At 44.2% G+C, this 24,639-nt stretch carries 24 protein-coding genes and 1 tRNA gene; 9 read left to right on the top strand and 16 right to left on the bottom strand.

Going from position 1 to position 24,639, the window contains the following annotated elements:
• Positions 1-12: 12 nt before the first annotated feature.
• Genes lptD through K6Y31_RS10170 form a run of 6 tightly spaced genes read left to right on the top strand, consistent with a single transcriptional unit; the run spans position 13 to position 6,683 of the window.
• Entirely contained in the window at positions 13-2,328 is a 2,316-nt protein-coding gene (lptD, locus tag K6Y31_RS10195) for an LPS assembly protein LptD (protein WP_233052674.1), read from the top strand.
• A gap of 21 nt (positions 2,329-2,349) precedes the next feature.
• Positions 2,350-3,648, top strand: a complete 1,299-nt coding sequence (gene surA / locus K6Y31_RS10190; RefSeq protein ID WP_233052673.1) for a peptidylprolyl isomerase SurA — start codon at positions 2,350-2,352, stop codon at positions 3,646-3,648.
• A gap of 3 nt (positions 3,649-3,651) precedes the next feature.
• Positions 3,652-4,641, top strand: a complete 990-nt coding sequence (gene pdxA / locus K6Y31_RS10185; protein WP_233052672.1) for a 4-hydroxythreonine-4-phosphate dehydrogenase PdxA — start codon at positions 3,652-3,654, stop codon at positions 4,639-4,641.
• On the top strand, positions 4,638-5,462 hold the full coding sequence (gene rsmA / locus K6Y31_RS10180) for a 16S rRNA (adenine(1518)-N(6)/adenine(1519)-N(6))-dimethyltransferase RsmA (RefSeq protein WP_233052671.1): 825 nt from the start codon (positions 4,638-4,640) through the stop codon (positions 5,460-5,462). Before pdxA ends, rsmA begins: the two co-directional genes overlap by 4 nt.
• A gap of 1 nt (position 5,463) precedes the next feature.
• Positions 5,464-5,838, top strand: coding sequence for a Co2+/Mg2+ efflux protein ApaG (apaG, locus tag K6Y31_RS10175; protein WP_233052670.1), 375 nt, complete (start codon positions 5,464-5,466; stop codon positions 5,836-5,838).
• 2 nt (positions 5,839-5,840) lie between these two features.
• Positions 5,841-6,683 carry a symmetrical bis(5'-nucleosyl)-tetraphosphatase gene (locus K6Y31_RS10170; protein ID WP_233052669.1) on the top strand — a complete coding sequence of 281 codons (843 nt, stop codon included), beginning with the start codon at positions 5,841-5,843 and terminating at the stop codon, positions 6,681-6,683.
• Positions 6,684-6,700: 17 nt separating this feature from the next.
• Here the strand turns inward: K6Y31_RS10170 and folA are convergent, their stop codons facing one another.
• From folA to rplU, 6 genes are all read right to left on the bottom strand, one after another.
• Entirely contained in the window at positions 6,701-7,195 is a 495-nt protein-coding gene (folA, locus tag K6Y31_RS10165) for a type 3 dihydrofolate reductase (RefSeq protein ID WP_233052668.1), read from the bottom strand.
• A 16-nt stretch (positions 7,196-7,211) separates the two neighbouring features.
• Positions 7,212-7,676 (bottom strand): threonine/serine exporter family protein, encoded by a 465-nt coding sequence (locus tag K6Y31_RS10160; protein WP_233052667.1) that lies wholly within the window; start codon positions 7,674-7,676, stop codon positions 7,212-7,214.
• Positions 7,676-8,473 (bottom strand): threonine/serine exporter family protein, encoded by a 798-nt coding sequence (locus K6Y31_RS10155; protein WP_233052666.1) that lies wholly within the window; start codon positions 8,471-8,473, stop codon positions 7,676-7,678. The genes K6Y31_RS10160 and K6Y31_RS10155 overlap by 1 nt, the downstream gene beginning before the upstream one ends.
• A gap of 167 nt (positions 8,474-8,640) precedes the next feature.
• Complete coding sequence (cgtA, locus tag K6Y31_RS10150; protein ID WP_233052665.1) at positions 8,641-9,807, bottom strand: Obg family GTPase CgtA; 1,167 nt, start codon at positions 9,805-9,807, stop codon at positions 8,641-8,643.
• Positions 9,808-10,042: 235 nt separating this feature from the next.
• Complete coding sequence (rpmA, locus tag K6Y31_RS10145) at positions 10,043-10,300, bottom strand: 50S ribosomal protein L27 (protein ID WP_232804004.1); 258 nt, start codon at positions 10,298-10,300, stop codon at positions 10,043-10,045.
• Between the two features lie 15 nt (positions 10,301-10,315).
• A complete protein-coding gene (rplU, locus tag K6Y31_RS10140) occupies positions 10,316-10,627 on the bottom strand; it encodes a 50S ribosomal protein L21 (protein ID WP_232804003.1) in 312 nt (103 codons plus the stop codon).
• Positions 10,628-10,838: 211 nt separating this feature from the next.
• Here rplU and ispB point away from each other — a divergent pair, with 211 nt between their 5' ends.
• The gene (gene ispB, locus K6Y31_RS10135; protein WP_233052664.1) at positions 10,839-11,810 is read left to right on the top strand and encodes an octaprenyl diphosphate synthase; all 972 of its coding nucleotides are present in this window, start codon (positions 10,839-10,841) and stop codon (positions 11,808-11,810) included.
• Between the two features lie 249 nt (positions 11,811-12,059).
• On the opposite strand, the gene K6Y31_RS10130 is transcribed toward ispB, so the two are convergent.
• From K6Y31_RS10130 to tsaE, 9 genes are all read right to left on the bottom strand, one after another.
• On the bottom strand, positions 12,060-13,373 hold the full coding sequence (locus K6Y31_RS10130; protein ID WP_233052663.1) for an adenylosuccinate synthase: 1,314 nt from the start codon (positions 13,371-13,373) through the stop codon (positions 12,060-12,062).
• Between the two features lie 249 nt (positions 13,374-13,622).
• Positions 13,623-14,564: a protease modulator HflC gene (hflC, locus tag K6Y31_RS10125; protein WP_233052662.1), complete on the bottom strand. Its 942-nt coding sequence runs from the start codon at positions 14,562-14,564 to the stop codon at positions 13,623-13,625.
• Between the two features lie 2 nt (positions 14,565-14,566).
• A complete protein-coding gene (gene hflK, locus K6Y31_RS10120) occupies positions 14,567-15,709 on the bottom strand; it encodes an FtsH protease activity modulator HflK (protein WP_233052661.1) in 1,143 nt (380 codons plus the stop codon).
• A gap of 49 nt (positions 15,710-15,758) precedes the next feature.
• Positions 15,759-17,045: a ribosome rescue GTPase HflX gene (hflX, locus tag K6Y31_RS10115; protein WP_233052660.1), complete on the bottom strand. Its 1,287-nt coding sequence runs from the start codon at positions 17,043-17,045 to the stop codon at positions 15,759-15,761.
• A 52-nt stretch (positions 17,046-17,097) separates the two neighbouring features.
• Positions 17,098-17,346, bottom strand: coding sequence for an RNA chaperone Hfq (gene hfq, locus K6Y31_RS10110; RefSeq protein WP_233052659.1), 249 nt, complete (start codon positions 17,344-17,346; stop codon positions 17,098-17,100).
• Between the two features lie 75 nt (positions 17,347-17,421).
• A complete protein-coding gene (gene miaA, locus K6Y31_RS10105; RefSeq protein WP_233052658.1) occupies positions 17,422-18,348 on the bottom strand; it encodes a tRNA (adenosine(37)-N6)-dimethylallyltransferase MiaA in 927 nt (308 codons plus the stop codon).
• The gene (gene mutL / locus K6Y31_RS10100; protein WP_233052657.1) at positions 18,338-20,212 is read right to left on the bottom strand and encodes a DNA mismatch repair endonuclease MutL; all 1,875 of its coding nucleotides are present in this window, start codon (positions 20,210-20,212) and stop codon (positions 18,338-18,340) included. The genes miaA and mutL overlap by 11 nt, the downstream gene beginning before the upstream one ends.
• 2 nt (positions 20,213-20,214) lie before the next feature.
• Positions 20,215-21,534 (bottom strand): N-acetylmuramoyl-L-alanine amidase, encoded by a 1,320-nt coding sequence (locus tag K6Y31_RS10095; protein WP_233052656.1) that lies wholly within the window; start codon positions 21,532-21,534, stop codon positions 20,215-20,217.
• The gene (gene tsaE, locus K6Y31_RS10090; protein ID WP_233052655.1) at positions 21,527-21,991 is read right to left on the bottom strand and encodes a tRNA (adenosine(37)-N6)-threonylcarbamoyltransferase complex ATPase subunit type 1 TsaE; all 465 of its coding nucleotides are present in this window, start codon (positions 21,989-21,991) and stop codon (positions 21,527-21,529) included. Before tsaE ends, K6Y31_RS10095 begins: the two co-directional genes overlap by 8 nt.
• A gap of 277 nt (positions 21,992-22,268) precedes the next feature.
• On the opposite strand from tsaE, the gene queG reads away from it, so the two are divergent.
• Positions 22,269-23,399, top strand: coding sequence for a tRNA epoxyqueuosine(34) reductase QueG (queG, locus tag K6Y31_RS10085; RefSeq protein WP_233052654.1), 1,131 nt, complete (start codon positions 22,269-22,271; stop codon positions 23,397-23,399).
• Between the two features lie 131 nt (positions 23,400-23,530).
• The gene (ppgK, locus tag K6Y31_RS10080; protein WP_233052653.1) at positions 23,531-24,268 is read left to right on the top strand and encodes a polyphosphate--glucose phosphotransferase; all 738 of its coding nucleotides are present in this window, start codon (positions 23,531-23,533) and stop codon (positions 24,266-24,268) included.
• 137 nt (positions 24,269-24,405) lie between these two features.
• On the opposite strand, the gene K6Y31_RS10075 is transcribed toward ppgK, so the two are convergent.
• Positions 24,406-24,481: transfer RNA gene (locus K6Y31_RS10075), tRNA-Gly, on the bottom strand.
• Positions 24,482-24,639 lie beyond the last annotated feature (158 nt).

The raw sequence follows: 24,639 nt of genomic DNA, 5'->3' as shown, positions 1-24,639 counted from the left end.
TAGAGAATTAGAATGATAAAACGGACGCTTGTTTTTTTAGGGCCTTTTCTCGCGCCAACTGCACTTCTTAACGCCGCGCCAGCTGAATCATTTGAAGGTAATGTTATTACCATTGCCGATCTTCCCTTAACACAGCGTTGCTATGCCTATGTGCCAGAAGTGGTATTAGCTCCCGATATAGACCCTAATACTACGGAAGTTGAAGTATTATCTGACAGCACATCCAGCGAAGCCAACACCTTTGTTTATAAAGGCAATGTAAAAGTCACCCAAGGCCTTAAAGAACTCAAAAGTGACACATTAACCTACAATAGCGACACGCAGAAAGCCCAAGCACTAGGCAATATTCACTTTACAGATGGACAGGTCAGCATTACTGGAGCACAAATTGATGCTGATTTAAGTAATGATACCGCCACATCCTACGACACTCGATATCAGTTCCATGGTAAAGGTGGCCGCGGTAAGTCAGATGAACTCGAAGTGCTTGATAGAGAACATTACAACCTCTACGAGGCCAGTTACACCTCATGCCCTCCTGGCGATAAAACGTGGGAGGTAAGAGCGAAACAATTTGAAATTGATAATGAAGAGGAATTAGCCACCGCTAAACACGCTACCTTTTGGATCCAGGATGTGCCTGTTTTCTACTTTCCTTACTTCAGTTATCCCATCGGCTCAAATCGTAAATCAGGATTCCTGATCCCCAGTGTATCGAGCAGTTCAGAAAACGGCATAACTTACGAGCAACCCATTTACTGGAACATCGCCCCGAATCAAGACGCGACCCTTACAGTCAAGACCATGGCGCAGCGAGGCGTACATGAACTCGCTGAATATCGTTATTTGCTGCCTAGCAATAGCGGGAAATTCAATGCTGAGTACCTTGATAGCGATAAAAAAACTGATGAAGATCGCTATCTATTGCATTGGAACCACAACACTAACGTCGGCGGCCATTTTCGTTTCAACACCAACTACACCAAAGTCAGTGATGATAATTACTTTAATGATCTCGGCTCAACGGTCGGCGCGCGCACCGATAACCAATTATTACAAACAGCCAGTACTGCTTGGCTAGAAAAGAATTGGAATGCAGAAATAGAAGTACGTGACTTTCAAGTATTAGGTGGCAGCGCACCTCATGTGGTGATGCCAAAACTTGCATTTAATGGCTACTACCCGACCAATTGGAATCATATTGAAGCAGACATATTTGCTGAAGTAACCAAATTTGACCATAAAGATGACAATGTATATGTCGGTACGCGCTACCACCTTCAACCAAAACTTTTACTGCCTTTATACAGTCAGGCCGCTTTTCTTAACACCGAATTAAGTTATTTATTAACCCATTATCAGCAAACCATTCCTGATACAGTAAAAGCATCTTGGTACAAAGAGTTAGATAAGGATGTTACTCGCTCATTACCGTCTTTTTCCATGCATGGCGGCTTAAACTTTGAGCGTGAAACGCAATTTTTGGGTGGCGACTATACGCAAACCTTAACCCCCCAAGTAAAGTACCTTTATGTGCCTTATCGTGATCAAGGAAATATTGGCCTTTACGATACGTCCCCCTTACAGTTAGATTATTACGGACTGTTTCGCGACCAACGTTATTCAGGCATAGATAGAATTGCCGATGCGAACCAAGTTACAGTTGGGGTATCAACAAGCTACCTTGATGATAAATTCACCGACCGGTTTAGATTTGCTATTGGACAAATGTTCTATCTTGAACAATCAAAAACGTCACTCCCTAGCGATACCATCATCAATGATGACAATAGCTCCTCGCTAGTTGCACAAACTGATTTTAACTTTGATGACAAGTGGTTTTATCATGGTGGAATCGAGGTTGATACGAGTGGAAGAGAGTTTAGTCGTGGTAATACCACCATAGAGCGCCGCTGGGCTTGGAATAAACTAGTACAACTTAACTATCGCTACATAAAAGCACCTGAAGACAATAAAAATACTTATGTCAAAGGCGTGGTGAATCAAATCGGTACCAAAGCCGCTTGGCCCTTCAACGACCAATGGAGTGCCATCGGTAGCTATTACTACGATACTGACAACAAGCGCGCTTTTGAAACTTTAGCCGGTATCAAGTATGAAGATTGTTGTTGGGCTGTTAGCTTAGTTTACGACCGACATATGAAAACCTCATATGGCCGCATAGGCGACATAGACAATAACTATGATTTATCCAGCTCAATTAAATTTCAAATAGAGTTAAAAGGGTTAGCTGGCTTTGGTAACAACGCCAGCTCTAGCTTAAGCCAAGGCTTGTTTAGCTACGGCCGCCCTTTTTCAAACAAATAATTTTTCTAACGAAGTAAGAAGATGATGATAAAAAAACTACTCAGTTATACATTTTCAGCCTCATTGTTATTTGGCAGTGTAGGATTACAAGCCACGCCCGTTGAGCTAGATAGAGTCGCTGCGGTCGTCAACAAAGATGTCATAATGCAAAGCCAAGTAGAGGCATTGTCCGCTCAAGTTAAACGTCAATATCAAGCGCAGCAGCAGCCCTTACCCAAGGCTTCTTTACTCAACAAGCAAGTGCTTGAGAAGTTGATTCAAGATAGCTTACAAGTCCAAATGGCTGAACAACTAGGAATGAAAATCAGTGATGCTCAATTGGAACAAACCATATTAAATATCGCAAAAGATAAGAACCAGACCTTAAGCGAACTGCAAGCTGATTTAGCAGCTGAAGGGGTTAGCTACGCCGAGTTTCGCCATTCAGTTAGAGAAGAATTACTCATTGCCGAGGTTTCGCGGATCCAAGTCCGCCGCCGTATTAATATTTCCGAGCAGGAAGTAGATAACTTACTCAAAATGGTCAATGCGCAAGACAGTAAGCAACTTGAATACCGTATCGGTCATATTATGTTGAAACTCAACGAAGAGGCCAGTGCTAGCGATATTGAACGTGTAACAGAAAAAGCTGAAAATGTGTTAACTCGATTAAAATCAGGTGCAGACTTTAGCGAAGTAGCATTAGCCGAGTCTCAAGGCCCAAAAGCGCTTGATGGCGGTGATTGGGGCTGGATGAATATTAATGACATGCCAACCTTATTTGCTAAAGCTGTTGAAGGTGCAAAAGCAAAAGATATTATTGGGCCGTTCAAAAGTAGTAACGGCTTACACATCATAAAAATATTAGATGCGAAAGGACAAACCAAAATCACTTCAACTGAAGTGAATGCGCGTCATATTCTAATTAAACCTTCGATTATTCTAAGTGACGAAAAAGCCAAGCAACTACTTGATAAATACCGCAAGCAGATTATTAATGGCCAAGCTGACTTCACCGAGTTAGCAAAAGCCCATTCAGAAGATCCGGGATCAGCCGTCAAAGGCGGTGACCTTGGCTGGGCAGATCCGGAAATGTATGTACCTGCGTTTAGAGATGAAGTATTACGCTTAGATATGCGCGAACTAAGTCAACCATTTCGCTCTGTTCACGGTTGGCACCTAGTGCAAGTCATGGGTAAACGTAGCACCGACATTACCGAGCAAGCCAATAAACAAAAGGCATATCAAGTTCTGTTCAATCGTCGCTTCAGTGAAGAAAGCCAAAATTGGCTAAATGAAATTCGTGAGGAAGCTTACGTTAAAATTATGGATACAAAATAAGTCATGACATTTGCTCGAATTGTTATCACGCCCGGTGAACCGGGCGGTATTGGTCCTGACTTAGCACTGCAAATAGCACAGCAAGATTGGCCGGTTGAATTAGTCGTTGCTGCCGATCCTTCTTTGTTGCTTGAGCGCGCCAAACAACTTAATTTAGCCATCAAGCTCATTGACTATAATCAGAATAAACCCGCCCTGCCACAGCGCAAAGGCACGCTAACAATAGCACCTATTCATTTAGCCGTAGCAGCAAAGGCTGGTCAGCTTAACGAAGCCAATGGGCGTTATGTACTTGATACTCTCTCTTTTGCTTGTAAAGGTAATATGACAGGAGAGTTTGCCGCGGTCGTCACCGGTCCAGTACATAAAGGCGTGATCAACCGTGCAGGCGTCTCTTTCAGTGGTCATACCGAATTTTTTGCTCAAGAATCCAATACCTCTGACGTAGTAATGCTACTTGCCACGCCGGGTTTGCGAGTCGCCCTAGTGACCACTCACATTCCTTTAGCTTATGTTGCCAAAGCTATCACCCCTGAGCGACTGACCAAGATCATTGATATCTTAAATGATGAGCTGAAAACAAAATTTGCCATCGCTAAGCCACGCATTTATGTTTGTGGGCTAAACCCGCACGCGGGAGAAGATGGCCATTTAGGCCGTGAAGAAATAGAAGTCATTACCCCGACGTTGGATATTCTCAGAGAGCAAGGCATTGACTTAGTCGGCCCACTCCCTGCCGACACCCTATTCCAGCCTAAATACTTAGATGATGCTGATGCGGTACTGACCATGTATCACGATCAAGGCTTGCCCGTGCTCAAATATAAGGGCTTTGGAAGTTCCGTCAATATCACTCTAGGCTTACCTTTTATTCGCACTTCGGTGGATCACGGAACCGCAATAGATCTTGCAGGTAGCGGCCAAGCTGACGCTGGCAGTATGTTCACCGCACTTAATCAAGCCATTGAGATGGTAGAGAAAAAACAACTATGAATTCAAAAGTACACCAAGGTCACCGAGCAAGAAAACGTTTCGGTCAAAACTTCCTACATGATCAACATGTGATTGACTGTATTGTTGCGGCCATCCACCCCAAAAATGATCAAACCTTGGTTGAAATCGGCCCCGGCCTTGGCGCCCTTACCGAGCCGGTAGCAAGCTTAATTGATAAGCTAAATGTGGTTGAACTAGATAAAGACTTGGCCAAGCGCTTAGAATCTCACCCCTTTATCCGTGACAAGCTAACCATACATCAAGCCGATGCCATGCGTTTTGACTTTTCAAGCTTACTGGAAGAGGGCAAAAAGCTGCGCGTATTTGGTAACTTGCCATACAACATCTCTACCCCGTTAATGTTTCACTTGTTCAGCTTTGCTAACAAAGTGCAAGACATGCACTTTATGTTGCAAAAAGAAGTCGTAAACCGCCTTGCTGCTAGCCCAGGTACTAAGGCTTTTGGTCGTTTGTCTGTCATGGCGCAATATTACTGCGCCATTACACCGGTATTAGAAGTACCACCGGGCGCGTTTAAGCCAGCACCTAAAGTTGATTCAGCCGTAGTGCGTCTCGAGCCTTACGACCAACTGCCTTTTGTTGCTCACGATGTTAAAGTGCTGAACAAAGTGTGTACCATGGCGTTTAACCAACGTCGTAAAACACTGCGTAACAGCTTGAAAAAACTCTTCACCGAGGAACAGCTGGAAGCGTTAGGCATCGATGCCAACAACCGACCTGAAACCGTGTCTGTTGAACAATATGTTAAACTAGCCAACTGGCTTTACGAGAACCCACCGGCTGAACTGGATGAGGAATAAGATGGACGCAGAGCAAATTCAAATAAGTGTTAAAACGGTGTATATTCCGGCGCAATCAGAGCCTGAGCAAAACCGCTATGTATTTGCTTACACCATCACCATTCGTAATAACGGCGACCAAGCGATGCAGCTATTGCATCGCCATTGGTTAATTACTGATGCAGAAGGCAAAGAAACCGAAGTAGAGGGGCCAGGCGTTGTCGGTCAGCAGCCCGATATTTTACCTGGTAGTGCCTTTGAATATACCAGTGGCACCGTACTCGATACCCCACTCGGGGTGATGCAGGGTAGCTATACTATGCAAAGTAAAGATAACTCTCTGCATCAAATCAATATTCCAGCGTTTCGCTTAGCGTTACCTAATATTTTGCATTAATTATGGCGACTTATATCGTTGGCGACATTCAAGGTTGCTTTCAAGAGCTACAAGCACTGCTTGAACTCGTTAATTTTAACGCGCAACGCGATGAATTATGGCTTGCCGGCGACCTCGTCGCTCGTGGGCCACAGTCCCTTGAAACCCTTCGCTTTGTCAAAAACCTAGGTGAAAGCGCAAAGATCGTACTAGGTAATCACGATCTGCATTTACTGGCTGTTTCATTAGGCTACGCCAAACAAAAAAAGAAAGATCTTACCGCAGATATCTTTTCAGCACCTGATTGCCAAGACATCCTCGATTGGTTAAGGCTACAGCCTTTAATCAGAAAACATCCAGAGCATGGCTTTATTATGGTTCATGCTGGGATTTCACCACAATGGACACCTGAACAAGCCATCGAGCTGGCTCAAGAAGTCCATCAACTTTTAGCCAGCCCTCAATACAGTGAGTTTTTCGCGAATATGTACGGCAACCACCCTACTTACTGGACCCCGAGTTTAGCTGGGTTTGAGCGGCTGCGCTTTATTGTCAATGTACTTACCCGGATGCGCTATTGCTACCAAGATGGCAGTTTAGACTTTGCTAACAAACAGCCACCTCAAGGCAATACAGACACAGCAATGCACCCATGGTTTGACGTCCCGGGAGAGCATGTCGGAACAGTGCCAATATTGTTTGGCCACTGGGCAGCGTTAATGGGTAAAACCGCGAGAAAAGATGTAATAGGACTAGATACGGGCTGCGTTTGGGGCAATCGCCTAACCATGCTCCGCTGGGACGACCAACAACTTTTCTCATTACCAAGTATGAAAGTGGCAGACGCTCATATCACAAACCTATGAGCGCAGCTCTACTAAACTTACTGGGCTAAACGTGCCCATTTAGTAAATACCAAATCATACTGATTTTTTTCATCTGCAGGGTGAATACCTAGTTGCTCAGATTGCCAGTTGCCTTGCGCCTCATAATCAGGGAACTGAGTATCACCTGCAATATCTGCCTGAATAAAAGTAAGATATAAGGTGTCTGCCAGAGGTAAAAAGGCCTGATAAATAGCCCCACCACCGAGCACCATAATTTCATCGTGATCCTGCAGCAATTCTAATGCGGCTTCAGGACTTGTAACACACGTCACCCCTGCTGCCTGCCAACTGTCATCACGAGAAATCACAATATTCAACCGACCTGGTAAAGGACGTCCTATCGATTCATAAGTACGACGACCCATTACCACTGGCTTACCAAGTGTTGTTTGCTTAAAAAACTTTAAATCTGCTGGCAAGTGCCACGGCATCTGATTATCTTTACCGATAATGCGATTATTGGCCATTGCCGCAATCATGGCTATTTTCATCTTGTTATTTACCTGCTTAAACGATGGGCCGCCCACGATAAATCAAAACGGAAGGGATCGCGAGCCCAAAACTCAAGGCAATTAAGATAAATAAGGTCTTAAGACCATTTTCAATCACGGTTTGCAGTAGTTGATAGGTAAAACCACCAGAGTTCATTTCCACTAATCCCAGCATGGTAGCAAAAGCATAACTACCCGGGATCATCGGGATCGCAGCCGCGACCGTAAACACAGGTCTTGGGATCAAATGCTTACGCGACCAATATAAGCCGATAAAGCCAATTAATGTCGTCGCAGCTAATGATGCCCACTCAATGGGTAAACCAAACTGCATGGTTAAGGTACGAAAGCCATGGCCAATCGCCCCCGCTACCGCACAATACACCAACATTTGCTTAGGTACGTTAAACACCATGGCAAAACCGACCGCTGGGATCGCCGCCCAGAACATATCGTCGATGAGTAAAAATAATAAATCCATTAACTTAACCACCCCATCACGTTAGTCACGCCCATCGCAGCAAAGATCCCCGCCGCCACACTAAAAGTAAGTAAGGTGGCAGCCGTCCAACGGGCAATGCCCATATTAATATGACCCTTAACCATATCTGAAACCGCATTAATCAATGGGAAACCGGGTACTAATAGCAATACACAAGCCGCCATGGCTAAATCAGGACGATTACCAAGCTGATAGATAACGCCAAAGCTAGAAATTAACGTGGCGATAAAGGCGGTGACAGCAAAATTAATAAAAGGGTTATGATGGCGATGAGCCAATTCTTGACGCACAAACATGGCAGTGGCCGAAGCAACAAAAGTAACCGCAAAGGCCCACCAATCGCCACCAAACAGATGGCTAAAGCTAGCACAAGACAGGCCAATCATTAATACAACTAACCAGCGGTTGTATTTCATCGGCTTGAGTTTATCAAGCTTCTTATTGACATCAGCAGCACGCAGTAACTGCTTTTCCGCCATCACGCAAATGCGCTGCACATCACACACCATCTGCATATTAATGCCACGATCGTGCACTTTTCGCGTAGTGGTAATACAGCGGCCTTCAAATAACGAGGTAAGCACTAAAGCGTCTGCTGAAACTGCAAGCTCAATACTTTGTGCACCTAAAGCAACTCCTAAGCGCGTTGTTGTTTGTTCAATTAAACGGCTTTCAGCTCCATGTTGCTGTAACAGTTGCCCAGCTTTGATTGCAATGCGGGTAATATCTGTTTGTTGCTGCTTAGTCAGCGGGACGGCGCCGGCAAGGTTCGTCATAGCAAGCCCTCAGTAAAAAATCATAGGGTTATTTTAAGCAAAAAAATCGATAAAGATTTATCAAAAAGCAAAAAATACACAGATAACACGTAAACTTATCAAGCTCAGTAAAACAAAAAACCGCACAGAGTGCGGTTTTTTGATAACTGTAATATTGGAAATAAAGATTAAGGTGTATAAATAAACTCTATACCCTCATCATCTTCTTCATCCCAATCATCATCCTCGTCATCCCAATCATCAGCAGCTTCTTCAATAGCGGATTTATGGTAATTATCCCATTTAAATTCAACTTGTTCTTGGGTCTCTGACTGGTCAGTTTCTTTGGGCAAGCTCTCCATGTAATCAGACAATTCCAGACAAAGCTCTTTGGTTCCCTGCTTACTTGCAGCGGCAATTTTGTAGTACTTATCTTGCCAGTCCAACGCAGCCAGTACGCTATCGATGGTTTCTTGTGCTTCATCTTCCAGCACAAGATCGATTTTATTGAAGATCAACCAACGCGGTTTACTCGCCAATTTTGGACTGTGTTTTTCTAACTCTTCGATAATCACCTTAGCATTCTCTGCAGGATCTGAGCCGTCGGCAGGTAATAGATCGATCATGTGTAATAACACACGACAGCGCTCTAAATGCTTAAGAAAGCGTACGCCTAAGCCCGCGCCTTCTGCCGCACCTTCGATCAAACCTGGAATGTCTGCAACCACAAAACTGCGCTCACCACTTAAACCCACCACACCCAAACTTGGGATCAAGGTAGTAAATGGGTAATCAGCAACTTTAGGTGTCGCGGCTGAAACAGCACGTATAAAGGTTGATTTACCGGCATTCGGCAAGCCCAACATACCAACATCAGCAAGTAGCATCAATTCAAGCATTAACTCACGCACTTCACCTACCGTGCCCATGGTTTTTTGCCGGGGCGCGCGGTTTACACTGCTTTTAAAGCGAGTATTTCCTAACCCGTGGAAACCGCCCTTAGCGACCATTAATTTTTGGCCATGATGTGTCAAATCACCGATCACTTCGCCAGTATCTATATCTGACGCACGGGTACCAACAGGTACCATCATGATCTTGTCGGATCCTCGCGATCCGGTACAGCCACGACTTTGACCATTTTGGCCACGCTCTGCAGCATAAAAGCGTTGAAAGCGAAAATCGATCAGGGTGTTTAAGTTTTCGTCTGCAACTAAATATACGTCACCACCGTCACCGCCATCACCGCCATCTGGGCCACCATTTGGAATGTATTTTTCTCGGCGGAAGCTTACAACACCATTGCCGCCGTCACCGGCCTGCACTTTTACTTTTGCTTCATCAACAAACTTCATTTCTTACTCCCGCCAAAAAACTCGCCAACACTGATAAGCTCAATGCTGGACTAAATATTGTTGGCTTATTTCATCTACTCGATGAATATTAGCCTAGCTATCACTGAGACAGAGACTATAGCAAAAAGTGATCTATCTCTCACTCTTTCAATGTCTAGATTTGAATAAATCTCAGTGCGTCATAAAACAAAAAAACCCGCCGAAGCGGGTTTTTTACAAGTCATATGGTTACTGATTATTCAGCAACAATACTAATGTATTTACGGTTTAGGCGACCTTTCACTTCAAATTTCACTGTGCCTGTAGCAGTTGCGAAAAGAGTGTGGTCTTTACCTAGGCCTACATTAGTACCAGCGTGGAATTTAGTACCACGTTGACGAACTAAAATGTTACCCGCAAGAACTGATTCGCCACCAAAACGCTTAACACCTAGGCGTTTGCTTTCTGAATCGCGACCGTTACGAGTACTACCACCAGCTTTTTTATGTGCCATTTTTAAGTACCCCTATTAAGCGTTGATTGCAGTGATTTTCACTTCTGTGAACCACTGACGATGACCGGCTTGTTTGCGAGAATGCTTACGACGACGGAACTTAACGATTTTTACTTTATCGCCACGACCGTGAGAAACAATTTCAGCAACAACTTTGCCGCCTGCTACAAATGGTGCGCCAACTTTAACGTCGTCGCCATTTGCTACTAATAAAACTTCTTCAAAATCTACAGAAGCACCTGTTTCTAGATCTAGTTTTTCTAGACGTAAAGTTTGGCCTTCTGTAACGCGATGCTGTTTACCACCGCTTTGAATAACAGCGTACATGTCTATTACTCCGTGCTGGCTATTATTTTGAGCCAGATTACTTAATCACAATGGGGGCGGATTGTACGCAAATCCCACTAAGCTGGCAAGACGAAAATGCAAAAAATTTAAAATCTTTCTTGTTCCCGTTAAAGCGCTGCTAAAATCATTGTTTTGTTGTAAAATGCCGAGCTAATTTCCGGTTTCTTCAAGATAATTAACAGAGCGTAGAATGGACCTAAAACAGATCCAACACTTATCCAAAAGCGACATGGACCAAGTGAATCAACTGATAGCAAAAAGACTGAGTTCAGACGTTGCCCTTATCAATCAGTTAGGCCTATATATCATCAACAGTGGGGGCAAACGTATTCGCCCATTATTGACTGTTTTAGCCGCTCGAGCACTGGGTTATCAAGGCGAGCAGCATTTGCAACTTGCTGCCATCATTGAATTTATTCATACCGCCACCTTACTTCATGACGACGTAGTCGACGAATCAGAATTGCGCCGTGGCCGTGAAACGGCCAATAACTTGTTTGGTAATGCAGCCAGCGTACTAGTGGGTGATTTTCTCTATACTCGCTCATTTCAAATGATGACAGAGTTAGAAAACTTGCAGGTCATGAACATCCTTTCTGATTCCACTAACGTGATCGCAGAAGGTGAAGTGATGCAGCTAATTAACTGTAATGATGCCGATACCACCGAAGCCTCTTACATGCAGGTTATTTACTGTAAAACAGCGCGTTTATTTGAAGCTGCAACCCATTTAATGGCCGTCATAAGTGCGCAAGATCCGGCCATTGAAAAAGCCATGCAAGATTACGGCAAATACCTCGGTACCGCCTTCCAATTGGTTGATGATGTGATGGATTACACCGCAGATGCGAAAGAAATGGGTAAGAATGTTGGTGATGATCTCGCCGAAGGTAAGCCCACTTTACCTCTGATCTATGCGCTGCAACAAGGGGATCCGGCGCAGCAACAAAGGATCCGCGAAGCGATTGAACTTGGTAATGGCATGGACCACCTCGATGAGATCTTAGGGATCCTTAAGCAAACGAGAGCAATAGAGTACACACAACAACGCGCACAGGAAGAAGCAGATAAAGCGATAGCTGCACTGAGTATTGTCCCTGAATCAGAATACAAAGATGCGCTAGTAGGGCTTGTTGGGCTGGCTGTAAGGCGCGTTAGCTAAGCTCAGTTTTGCTCAAGACTTCTATCACTGGATAGAGTATTTTTTCAGAAAAGTTTCGTTTTCAGGGATGAAAACGCAAAGCGTATAGGAAAATATTCACAGCTTTTTGCATGATAAACATACTATTTCGCTTATCCAGAATTTAGGTTAACTAATATACAGTTCGCTCAAGTTACGTTTCAAGCCGTATAAATGTAAGATATAAAAAAAGCCGCGAATGCGGCTTTTTTCGTTGTTAAACCATTTTATTTATGCAAATGGATTAACTAGCACCATCGTTTCGTTGCGATCTGGACCTGTAGAGATAATATCCATAGGCACACCTGTTACTTCTTCTAGGCGTCTGATATACGCTTGAGCATTAACTGGTAGCGCATCAAATGAAGTTACACCGAATGTTGGCTCATCCCAACCTGGCATTTCTTCATAAACTGGCTCGACCACTTCATAGCCTTCAGCAGCCATTGGTGGTACATCTAATACTTCACCCGTTGGCGTTTTGTAACCCGTACAAATTTTGATGGTTTTAAGACCATCTAGTACATCGAGCTTAGTTAAACAAAAACCAGAAATACTGTTTATCTGAATTGCGCGTTTAATCGCAACCGCATCAAACCAACCAGTACGACGTAAACGACCGGTGGTTGCACCAAATTCATGGCCAACGGTACCTAAATGTTTACCGTCTGCGTCTAACTTATCAATACCGTCGTATAGTTCAGTCGGGAAAGGACCTGAGCCAACGCGAGTCGTGTAAGCTTTAACAATACCAAGTACGTAATCAATGTAACGCGGACCAAAACCACTGCCCGTTGCCACACCACCAGCGGTGGTATTTGACGAAGTCACGTACGGATAGGTTCCGTGGTCAATATCAAGTAAGGTACCTTGAGCACCTTCAAACATGATGTTGTCACCATTTAAGCGCGCTTTATCAAGTACGTCGGTTACATCAACAACCATACCAGTTAGCATTTCAGCGACTTCTTTCGCTTGCTCTAATACCGCCTCATAACTTACTGGTTCGGCTTTGTAGTACTGAGTTAACTGGAAGTTATGGTATTCAACCACTTCTTTCAGTTTCACTGCGAAGTCTGCAAAATTCTTAAGGTCTCCAACACGTAGACCGCGTCGAGCTACTTTATCTTCGTAAGCAGGACCGATGCCGCGACCGGTTGTACCGATTGCTTTTTTGCCACGCGCTGTTTCGCGAGCTACATCAAGCGCTACATGGTAAGGTAAAATTAGTGGACACGCTTCACTGATTACTAGACGTTCGCGTACTGGTACACCTTTCGCTTCAAGCATGGTCATTTCTTTAACCAAGGCTTGAGGACACAGAACAACACCGTTGCCTATGATACAGGTTACGTTTTCACGTAGTACACCAGAAGGAATTAAATGAAGAACGGTTTTTTCACCGTCAATTACCAGAGTATGACCGGCATTGTGACCGCCCTGATAGCGAACCACATATTTTGCTCGATCCGTAAGCAAATCAACTACTTTGCCTTTACCTTCGTCACCCCACTGGGTGCCGAGAACAACAACATTCTTACCCATTTTCACTTTTCGCGGTTACTTATTAAAACGGGATTCTAGCAAATTTTGCACTCAAAAGGTGAATGTTTTTTTCCACAAAATAGTTATATATGCAGAAATAAAAGTATAACAATATTACTACTCGCCACTTCATGCTGAAAAATCAATGATATATTCATCAAGCTATGCCCTTGTAAAACAAGTACGGCGCTGTGTTCAGTAATAAAAAAAGCCAGCAAGCTGGCCTTTTAACTGACTGTATCAAGTTTTTTATGGCTGTTTAATAGAGCCATCCATGTAGCGGAAAAATTCCGAGTCAGGACTCAACACCATCACGTCACTTTTATCTTTGAAACTATCGCGGTAAGCATCTAAGCTACGAATAAAGGCGTAAAACTCAGGATCTTTACCGTAAGTATCAGCATAGATTTTTGCTGCGAGAGCATCACCATCACCGCGCATTTCACGCGATTTACGATTTGCATCAGCTAGCATCACTGCCACTTTACGGTCGATATTAGCGCGGATAATCGTTGCCTTTTCTTGACCCTGTGAACGGTGCTCTTTTGCTACCGCAGCACGCTCGGCGCGCATACGTTTATAAATACTCGAACGTACTTCAGTCGGAAGCTCGATTTGCTTGATACGCACATCAAGAACGCGCACACCTAACTCATCAGAACTTTGTCGACCAGCTTCAACGCCATCTTCCAACGCCTTTGCGGTATTTTCAGCGTTTTGCGTGCCATCAAGCACTTTCAGAGCGTTAATCATCACGTCATCACGCTCACCGGAAACGATCTCTTTAATGGTGCGAGCACCGATTTCGTTACGAAGCGCGTTGCCTACTTTACGTTTTAATAGATCAGCAGCCATATCGAAGTTGCCACCTGTTGCGAGGTAGAACTTAGCGAAGTCTTCCACTTCCCATTTAACGTAAGAGTTAATGATTAAATCTTTCTTTTCAGAAGTAACAAAGCGGTCTGATGCATCATCTAAGGTTTGAATACGCGCATCCATGGTGCGAATAGTCTCAAACAATGGCAGCTTAAAATGTAGGCCCGGCTCAAACACATGAGGCATACCATCTGCATCACGTTGTACTTTACCGAACTTAATAACAATGGCTTTATGGCCTTCTTGCACCACAAACACCGATGAAAAACCCACCAATAAAGTTGCGGCAAGGATAATCAATATTAATTTTTTCATGATTATTCTCTCCCTGAACGAATTCGCGTACCGCGAACTGGTGTTTCATTGATCGTGACATCAGTATTGTAAGTTGAACTTACACCAGACGGCAATGTCATGCTTTCAGTCGATTTAGTTTGCTTAGACTGCTGCATAATTTTATCTAAAGGTAGATACATCATACTGTTGCTGCCTTGGCTATCAAGTAATACCTTACTGGTGTTACTTAATACCGACTGCATCGTTTCGATGTATAAACGCTCACGAGTCACCTCGGGTGCCGCACGATATTGCGGTAATAGCGCTTCAAAACGTGCCACTTCACCTTGTGCTTGTAGGGTTACTTGCTCTTTGTAAGCAATCGCTTCTTGCTCAATACGCTTCACTTGACCACGCGCTGTTGGCTCTTTCTCTCGCTCGTAAGCTTCAGCTTCACGAATAAAGCGCTCTTCATCTTCTTGCGCTGCAATCGCATCATCAAATGCATCTTTGACTTCAACCGGAGGGCGTGCGGGCAAGAAGTTAACGTCGATTACTTGTAAGCCCATATTGTATGGTCCTGTAATCTCTTCTAATTTATTCCAGGTGTCCTTACGAACAACATCACGGCCCGTAGTTAATACGTTGTTCATTTGAGTGTGCCCAACAACGTAACGCAGCGCACTATCTAACGCCTGCGATAAACTATCATCAGCATTGGTCACGCTAAATAAGTACTGTTTAGGATCAACAACTTTATATTGTACATCCATTTCAACTTCAACCACGTTCTCGTCAGCAGTAAGCATTGAGCCCTTGCCGCGCAATGAACGAATAGTATTCACGTCAACCGGAATGACTCGATCAATAAACTTTGGATTCCATTGTAGGCCAGGCAAAACAGTTTCGTGATAACCACCAAAACGCAATACCACGCCGCGCTCAGCTTCTTTGATGGTGTAAAAACCACTTACCCCCCAAATTAATAAGCCAATAACAACAACGATCATAATGCCAAACGTGCTGACATCACCGCCGCCACCTTTGCCACCAAAAACACCGCCAAACTTACCACTTAGCTTTTTGAACACTTCATCTAAATCAGGGGGTCCCTGATTTTTATTGTTGTTCTGCCATGGGTCGCGGTCTTTATTACCACCATTTCCAGGCTCATTCCAGGCCATTCTACTCTCCACTTACTAGAAGATATTAATCAATAAATGTAACAGGCATTTAAGATGCAATAAAGGTTTGAATAACCTCTCCTTGCTGTTTTAAAAGTCGCTCCCAATCGATCGCCGTCATGCGGACATCGATATTCCAGCCACCTGCATCATCAAACACTTCATGTTCAATACAATTCAGTGCATACAGTGTACTACGTAATTTACCTGCCGTAGGGGGCAATGCTAAATGTTTCGTCACCATTGCACCAGCTAAACGCTGAGTTAACGCACTAAATAATAAATCAATTCCAAGATCATTTTGGGCCGAAAGGTAGACATGAGTCGCGACACCTTCGTCATTATAAACAATCTTAGGCTCGCGCCCTTCTACTGCGTCAATTTTATTCATGACAATCAATTGCGGCACTTCGTCAGCATCTATCTCAGTTAAAACCGATTCAACTTCACGCATATTGTCTTCATGTCGCTCATCAGAGCAATCAACCACATGCAGTAATATATCCGCTTCACGGGTTTCCTCGAGCGTGGCTTTAAATGCAGCCACTAAATCATGAGGCAAATGTCGAATAAAACCAACAGTATCAGCCAAAATGGTGTTACCCACATCCGCTAACTCAATTTTTCGCAACGTCGGATCCAAGGTCGCAAATAATTGATCCGCTGCATATACATCAGCGCGCGTTAACCGATTAAACAAAGTAGACTTACCGGCATTGGTATAACCTACTAGCGACACTGTAGGCACCTCATTACGCTGACGCGCGCGTCGGCCTTGCTCGCGCTGCTTCGCAACCTTGTCTAAGCGTCGTAGGATAGCTTTTATCCGTTCGCGCAATAAGCGGCGATCCGTTTCTAACTGAGTTTCACCTGGACCACGTAAACCAATACCACCTTTTTGTCGCTCTAAGTGTGTCCAACCGCGAATTAAGCGTGTGGACAGATGGCGCAATTGCGCTAACTCAACTTGTAACTTGCCTTCATGGGTTCGTGCCCGCTGAGCAAAAATATCCAAAATCAGTGAAGTCCGATCTAACACTCGACATTGACATAACTTTTCTAGGTTACGCTCTTGTCCCGGCGATAAGGCATGATTAAAAATAATGACATCGGCTTCGAATAAACTGACTTGTTGGGCAATTTCTTCTGCTTTACCACTACCAACAAAATATTTGGGGTGAGGGCTGGAACGACTTCCGGTCACAGTTGACACTGCTTTTACGCCCGCAGAACTGACTAACATTTCAAGCTCTACTAGATCTTCTCGTTCGCCTTCTTCACGAAAATCGATATGAACCAATATAGCCTGTTCACCTGCTTCATAACGGTCAAACAAGCAAAAAACTCCTTAAAAAAAGGTGGAGACTTGCTCCACCAAAAAAATCAAATTATTCCCCGCCTTCCGTGCCGCTTGCCGTACCAGTATGGTGACTAACAGGGCGTGCTGGAACGACGGTTGAAATCGCGTGTTTGTAAACCATTTGGTTTACTGTGTTCTTTAATAGAATCACAAATTGGTCAAATGACTCGATTTGACCCTGTAACTTAATACCATTAACCAAATAAATAGATACTGGGATCCTTTCACGACGCAAAGCGTTTAAAAAAGGGTCTTGTAATGATTGCCCCTTGGCCATTTCTTATTTTCCTTATTGTTTTGTTGTTATAAAAAAATGCGCATAACGTAAGATTATATACATGCTTTATTTAATCTAGCCAATAACTTGTACAATTTTGTCAATATTTTCTCTACTTCCTGGCTCAAGTGTGATCAAATCCGACCATCCTCGCAACCAAGTAATTTGGCGCTTCGCCAATTGACGCGTTGCCACTACACCACGATAGACCATTTCTTGGTGTGAAAGTTCACCCGCCAAATATTGCCACATTTGGCGATAGCCTACCGAACGCATAGAAGGCAAATCGATATTCAAGTCACCTCGTTGATACAAAGCTCGTACTTCATCTTCAAAGCCCGTTTCTAACATTTTCATATAACGCTGTTCAATACGTTGATGCAAAGTTTGTCGATCATCTGACATCAAAGCAAATTGATGCACTTGATACGGCAATGGTGGCGCCTTGGTTTTAGTTAACTCTGTCAAGGTCTTCCCAGTCAGGCGATAAACTTCCAGGGCACGTGACAAACGTTGCGGGTCATTAGGATGAATACGTGTCGCCGCGACAGGGTCGATAGCCATCAACTCATCATGTAACGCCTGCCAACCTAAGGTTTCAGCTTGCTGCTCTATTTCGCAGCGTATCGCCGCATCCGCTTCAGGTAAAGGTGATAGCCCTTCCAGCAGCGCTTTGAAATACAACATAGTGCCACCCACTAATAATGGCGTGCGGCCCTTGCTAATCGACTGTTCCATTAAACCCAGTGCATCACGACGAAAATCAGCCGCTGAATATGATTCAGACGGATCTAAAATATCAATTAGCTGATGCGGCGCCTTGGCTAATTCTTCAGCAGTAGGCTTCGCCGTACCGATGTCCATACCACGATAAATTAGCGCTGAGTCAACACTAATAACGTCACAAGGCATTCTTTGGGCAATTTCTATCGCTAAATCAGTTTTACCTGAGGCGGTTGGGCCCATTAAAAAAATTGCTTGTGGATAGTTATTATTCAACATCAAAACTCTTTATTGTGGTTGCTAGGTCAACATGACGTAACAAAGTGTCACTATGATCAGCTAAGGTGTCACCTAGCTGTTGCTGTAATTGCTGCATTAACTGCTGCGCGCTGAGCCAATCAAAGCTGCGCTTATGTTGGCTGATTCGGCCTGCCAACCACCAACAACAGGCTTCAATTTGTGCGCCTGTGAGCGTTTTTATTTCAGGGGCAAATTGCTGCAATAAGCCAACAACAATCTCACTTTGCGGCACATTGCGCATTTGTGGCGGCACCTGACACACAATAATGGTGTCGTTACCTTGGGTTTTCAACTGCAAGCCCAATTTATTCAAGCTTTCTTGATGAAACTTTGCTACATCGAGCAGCTCAGCCCCCACACACACTGAAACAGGCAATAACAAAGGTTGCGATACCGGCCCTTGTTGGAAATAGCTCAACAGTTGATGATAAGTCACCAGTTGACAAGCTTTTACCAGCGAGAGTAACTGTAACTTATTACCCTGTAATAATAAAAATCGCTCCTCGATTAAACTGAGCGGTGTGCCCATACTGCCTTCAGTTAACGGTAGTGGCTCATAAGAAGAAGCCGAGGCCGTGGCAAGTTGAGGTGGCGCTTGTGTCCACACTGACTCTTTAAGAGCATTAGTAGTAGAAGCTGATGGCCGATAGCCATGTGTCGCCTGCGACCGCGGTACCGTATGGCTTTCATGATTTGCAGCAGAAGACGCCCTAAACGGCTCTGAACGAGGTGAAGCAATATATTGGCTATGAGACTCTGAAACCGCAGCGCTATCAGCAGATTCTGGCGCAGAAAAATGACTTCGTCCTGACTGAATAAAGTCTTCTTCACTTGCCTCTCTAGGCTCATGGTTCAACAACGCATCATTGAGGGTTTGTAAAATAAAATCATGAACCAAACGCCCCTGATGAAAACGCACTTCATGTTTCGCCGGATGCACATTCACATCCACTTCTGCGGGATCGACTTGAATATAAATAATAAACCCAGCAAATAAATGGCTCGGTAACTTATCGGCATAAGCTTGTCGGATCGCATGATTTATCAACTTGTCGCGCATCATCCGGCCATTGACATAGCAGTATTGAACATCGTTTTGCGCACGAGCCCCTTGTGGCTCAATAATCCAACCCGATAGCGCTAGATCACCGTGTTGAGCCTTAATCGCCAACGCATGCTGCATAAACTGATTAGAGCAAATGGCAGCTACGCGCTTTTCTTGCTGCGCTAAGGTTAATGCCGGACGGAAGTTTTTTACCACCTTGCCGTTATGTTTAAGGCTAAAATGTACTTCAAAATGACTTAGCGCTAAGCGTTTGACCAATTCTTCAATGTGGCCAAATTCTGTTTTTTCTGAGCGTAAAAAACGCCTTCTTGCCGGGGTATTAAAAAACAGATCAGCGACTTCTACCGAGGTACCTACAGGATGGGCCACTGGCTGCACTTTAACTGCCATGTCTCGGCCTTCAGTGCAGGCTTGCCAGCCTTCATTTTGCTCTGCGGTACAAGATGAGAAAGTTAAACGTGAAACTGAGCTAATACTGGCAAGCGCCTCGCCGCGAAAACCTAAACTGATAATGGCTTCAAGATCATCTAACGAGGTTACTTTACTCGTGGCATGGCGACTGAGTGCTAGCTGTAATTCTTCTTTGGCCACACCACAGCCATTATCGCGAATGCGAATAAGCTTAGTGCCGCCCTTTTCTAACTCGATTTCAATTTTGCTAGCGCCGGCATCTAAGCTATTTTCAACTAGCTCTTTGACCACTGAAGCAGGTCGCTCTACCACTTCGCCTGCTGCAATCTGGTTGGCTAGGCGAGGTGGTAATATTTGAATAGGCATAATTAACTACTTGGGATCTTTAGTTCTTGATCGACTCTAAGTTGGTCCGACTTTAATTGATTGGCCAGTTTTAGCTGATTCACACTAACGCCATAACGCTTAGCAATTACAGACAAACTTTCGCCGCGCTGAACCACATGGGACTTTGCTGCGATCGCCGCGAAATATGTCCCTACTGGTGGATTATTGGCGAAATGGCGTTTAACGCCAGCATAAACCGCATTCGCAACTTTCTTTTGGTGCGAAGTATTGCGCAGTAATACTTCTTCTTGGCGGTTAGTAATAAACCCGGCCTCCACCAGTAACGACGGGATATCTGGTGATTTCAATACCGCCAGACTGGCGTGCTCTGGCCGCTTTTTATGTAAGGTGGTTACCTTACCTAATTCCTTAAGGACTTCAACACTCACGCCATAACCGGTATTCATGGAGTGATCCATCGACATATCCAATAGGGTTCGGGTTAAAAACAAGTCTTGCTCGGCTTTGTTAATCACTTCGCCAGCACCACCCAGTAGCTCCGACTGTTCTTCATGCTTTTCAATCCAGCGACCGATTTCAGAGTTCGCTCGTCGAGTAGAAAGCACCCACACCGACGCCCCCCGCGGTTTGGGGTTATGAAAACCATCAGCATGGATAGAAATCAATAAGTCTGCTTGCGATTTACGCGCAATTTCAGATCGTTTATTTAAGTTAACAAAATAATCGCCGCTACGAATGAGCACGGCTTTCATGCCCTTTTCACGATTAATTAACTCGGCTACGCGCTTCGCTATTGCGAGGGTAACGTGCTTTTCATAAGTTTGCTTACCAAGGGCGCCAGGATCGTCACCGCCATGGCCAGCATCAACGGCAATAACTATATCGCGCTGATCATTTAAGCTAGGAGGAACTACCGGTTTTTTAGCGCTGACTTCTTTCGTAGACTTAATATTATTGTGTGGTAAATCAATAACTAATCGATGTCCATATGGCTTAGTAGGGGTTAAAGAAAAAATAACCGGCTTGGTGGCTTTATGAAGATCGAACACCAAACGAAAAGTCCCTTTCTTTTTTGGCGTACTGGTACGAATAGTTTTAAGTAAGGGGCTGGTATTTTTAATCTTAGTTAGATCAAACTTACTGGCAGGGCCATTTATATCGACCACTATGCGATCTGGCCCCGTTAATAAAAACGAATCGTGGACCGGGGCAGAGGTTAAATCTAACACCACACGAGTGCTATCTGGTGATGGCCAAATTCGTACCCCTTTCAACTCACTGGCAAACCCATTAAAGCTTAAGGTAAATAGACATAAAAATATTGCTATCAGCTTATTCATGTAACAACTCTAATTTTTCAATTATCTTTTGCCCAACAGCAGAGCATGAACTTATCTCTATTTGCCGCTGTAGCCCTAAGTAAGTTAGGTTTATGATGATATCTGGCTCAGGTAACACGCCCAACCCCTTGTCTGGCCATTCAATCAAACAATGACTGTTATCACTGAAGTAATCACGAATGCCCATGAACTCAAGCTCTTCGGGATCCGCTAAGCGATATAAATCAAAATGATAAACCTGCCAGTCTGCTAATTCATAAGGTTCAACTAAAGTGTATGTCGGGCTTTTTACGTTACCTTTATGCCCTAATCCTTGAACAAATCCTCGCGTTAAAGTTGTTTTGCCTGCACCTAAGTCGCCATAAAGAAAAAAACAACTGGCTTGATCACAACACTGGCTCAGTTTTCGCCCAAATTCCACTGTTGCTACGTCATCAACCAAAACCACTTTAAACATGAAAATATCAACCTGTTAATTAACATTTATATTAAGTAAAAATTTTACTTAATAAATCGTAACTCGACTGTGTCTGAATCGACTCAATATTAAGAAGTAGCCATTAAGGCGCGAGCCGTTCAGAATAAATGCAATCATAACTGATAATACCCTGCTCATACTATATTTGACTACGCACAAGAGAATAAGATGTTAGCTTAAACAATAAATCATCTCACTGCCTTGGCTCTATGCTTATGATAAACTGACGCTCAAGTAATAAAAATGGCAACCCCCCATGACAGAGCAAGCATTAGAAAAATTAGCCAATAATATTAAAAAGTGGGGTCAAGAGCTTGGTTTTCAGCAAGTAGGTATCGCCGATATTGACCTCAGTGAGCATGAAGCCGAATTACAGCAATGGTTAGATTCAAATTACCACGGTGCAATGGACTATATGTCACGCCATGGCATGATGCGGGCGCGCCCCGACGAGCTACACCCTGGAGCTCTGCGCGTTATATCGGTACGCATGGATTACTTACCGCCCGATGCCAGCTTTGCCAACGATCTCAAACATACAGAGGTGGGGTATATCAGTCGCTACGCCCTTGGCCGTGATTACCATAAAGTGATGCGTCAACGCCTCAAACAATTAGGCGAACAAATAAAACAAAGTTGTAGTGAATTAGATTATCGCCCATTTGTTGACTCGGCGCCGATATTAGAGCGTCCACTTGCCGCTAATGCAGGTTTAGGTTGGGTTGGTAAGCATTCACTGGTACTTGATGAACAGGCTGGATCTTGGTTTTTCTTAGGAGAGCTTTTAGTAAACCTCCCCTTACCTGTTGATCAGCCCATTACTGAAAAATGCGGGAGCTGCGTTGCTTGTATCACCATTTGCCCAACACAAGCCATTGTAGAGCCTTATGTGGTTGATGCCAGACGCTGCATTTCCTACCTGACCATAGAGCTAAATGGTCCGATACCGGAAGAATTTAGGCCTTTAATAGGCAATCGCATCTACGGTTGTGACGACTGCCAACTCATTTGTCCATGGAATCGCTATGCAAAGCTTACCGATGAAGCCGACTTTCACCCCCGGACTCAACTTAAGAGCCAACAGCTATTAACCTTGTTCAATTGGACTGAGGCTGAATTTTTACAGCGCACAGAGGGCTCTCCCATTCGTCGTATCGGTTTTGAACGCTGGCAACGAAACATTGCCGTTGCATTAGGTAACGCATCGTATCGAGCAGAAGTGACTGAAGCCTTAGAGCAAGCTTTAGCCAGCGCTACATCAGACCTAGTTAAAGAGCATATTCTGTGGGCTTTAACACAACAGCAACAAAAGTCTGATTTAATGTCAGCAAAAAAAACACAGCGTTTAATCCGTAGCATAGAAAAAGGTTTACCCCGCGACGCGTAGTCCGTGATTCGTAATTAAGCGGGTACATTATTCGACTAAGCTCAAACTTAACGTGACCAATCTAGCCCTTTACTTGTGAAATATTCATTCTCAGGGCATGCTTTCGAAAAATAATAATTAAGGTAATTCAAATGCAAATATTAGGTGTTGATATTGGCGGCTCAGGCATTAAAGGTGCCATAGTAGATACGCAAACCGGTGAATTAGTCACTGAGCGCCATCGCATTGCAACGCCGCAACCGGCTACGCCAGAAGCCGTTGCCGATACACTCAAGCAACTCGTTGACCATTTCCAGTGGCAAGGCCCAATTGGCTGTGGATTCCCAGCTACAGTGGTGCACGGCGTCGCGAAAACGGCGTCAAATATAGACCAAAGCTGGATCAATACCGATGCAGCAAAACTTTTCGCCACCAGCACACAATGCCCTTGCTTTGTGGTTAATGATGCTGATGCAGCAGGAATGGCAGAGTTTACGTTCGGAGCCGGTAAAGATAAATCGGGTGTGGTTGTGTTAATCACTATCGGGACGGGCTTAGGAACGGCCGTTTTCACCAACGGACAATTATTACCAAACACAGAGCTTGGCCATATTATGCTAGAGGGAATGGTTGCAGAACATTACACTGCCGATTCGACTCGCAAGAAGGAAGAGCTCAGTTGGAGCAAATGGGGCAAGCGCTTTAACCTTTACCTACAACGCTTAGAATTCTTGCTGTCACCTGATTGCTTTATTTTAGGCGGTGGCGCGAGCAAAAAACTGGAAAAGTTTGCGGAACAATTAGAGACCAACGCGGAAGTGATTCCAGCCCAATCTCTAAATCAAGCTGGCATTATTGGTGCAGCTCTGTATGCAAAAAGCCAGCTTTAAATAAAATTAAAACCTAACTTATTAAAGGCGACCTGATGGTCGTTTTTTTTCGTTCAAATAAAGCAAAGGTCAAACAATGACACGAGATAGTAAACGATGGATAGTAATAGCTTGATAGGAGTGTATTAGGAAAGATTTGGAGCGGTACACGAGGCTCGAACTCGTGACCTCAACCTTGGCAAGGTTGCGCTCTACCAGCTGAGCTAGTACCGCATCACAATTAACTCATACTTTAAGAAAGTCACAAACTAGGTTGCGTCTTTCTATAATGCAGCTGAGCTAGTACCGCATCACAATTAACTCATACTTTAAGAAATTCGCAAACAAGGTTGCGTCTCTCTATGATACAGCTGAGCTAGTACCGCATCACA

It is taken from the genome of Motilimonas cestriensis (genome assembly GCF_021295315.1).
In the GTDB taxonomy this organism is placed as follows: Bacteria; Pseudomonadota; Gammaproteobacteria; order Enterobacterales; family CBDFNC01; genus Motilimonas; species Motilimonas cestriensis.
This window is presented reverse-complemented; position numbering and strand designations above follow the sequence as displayed.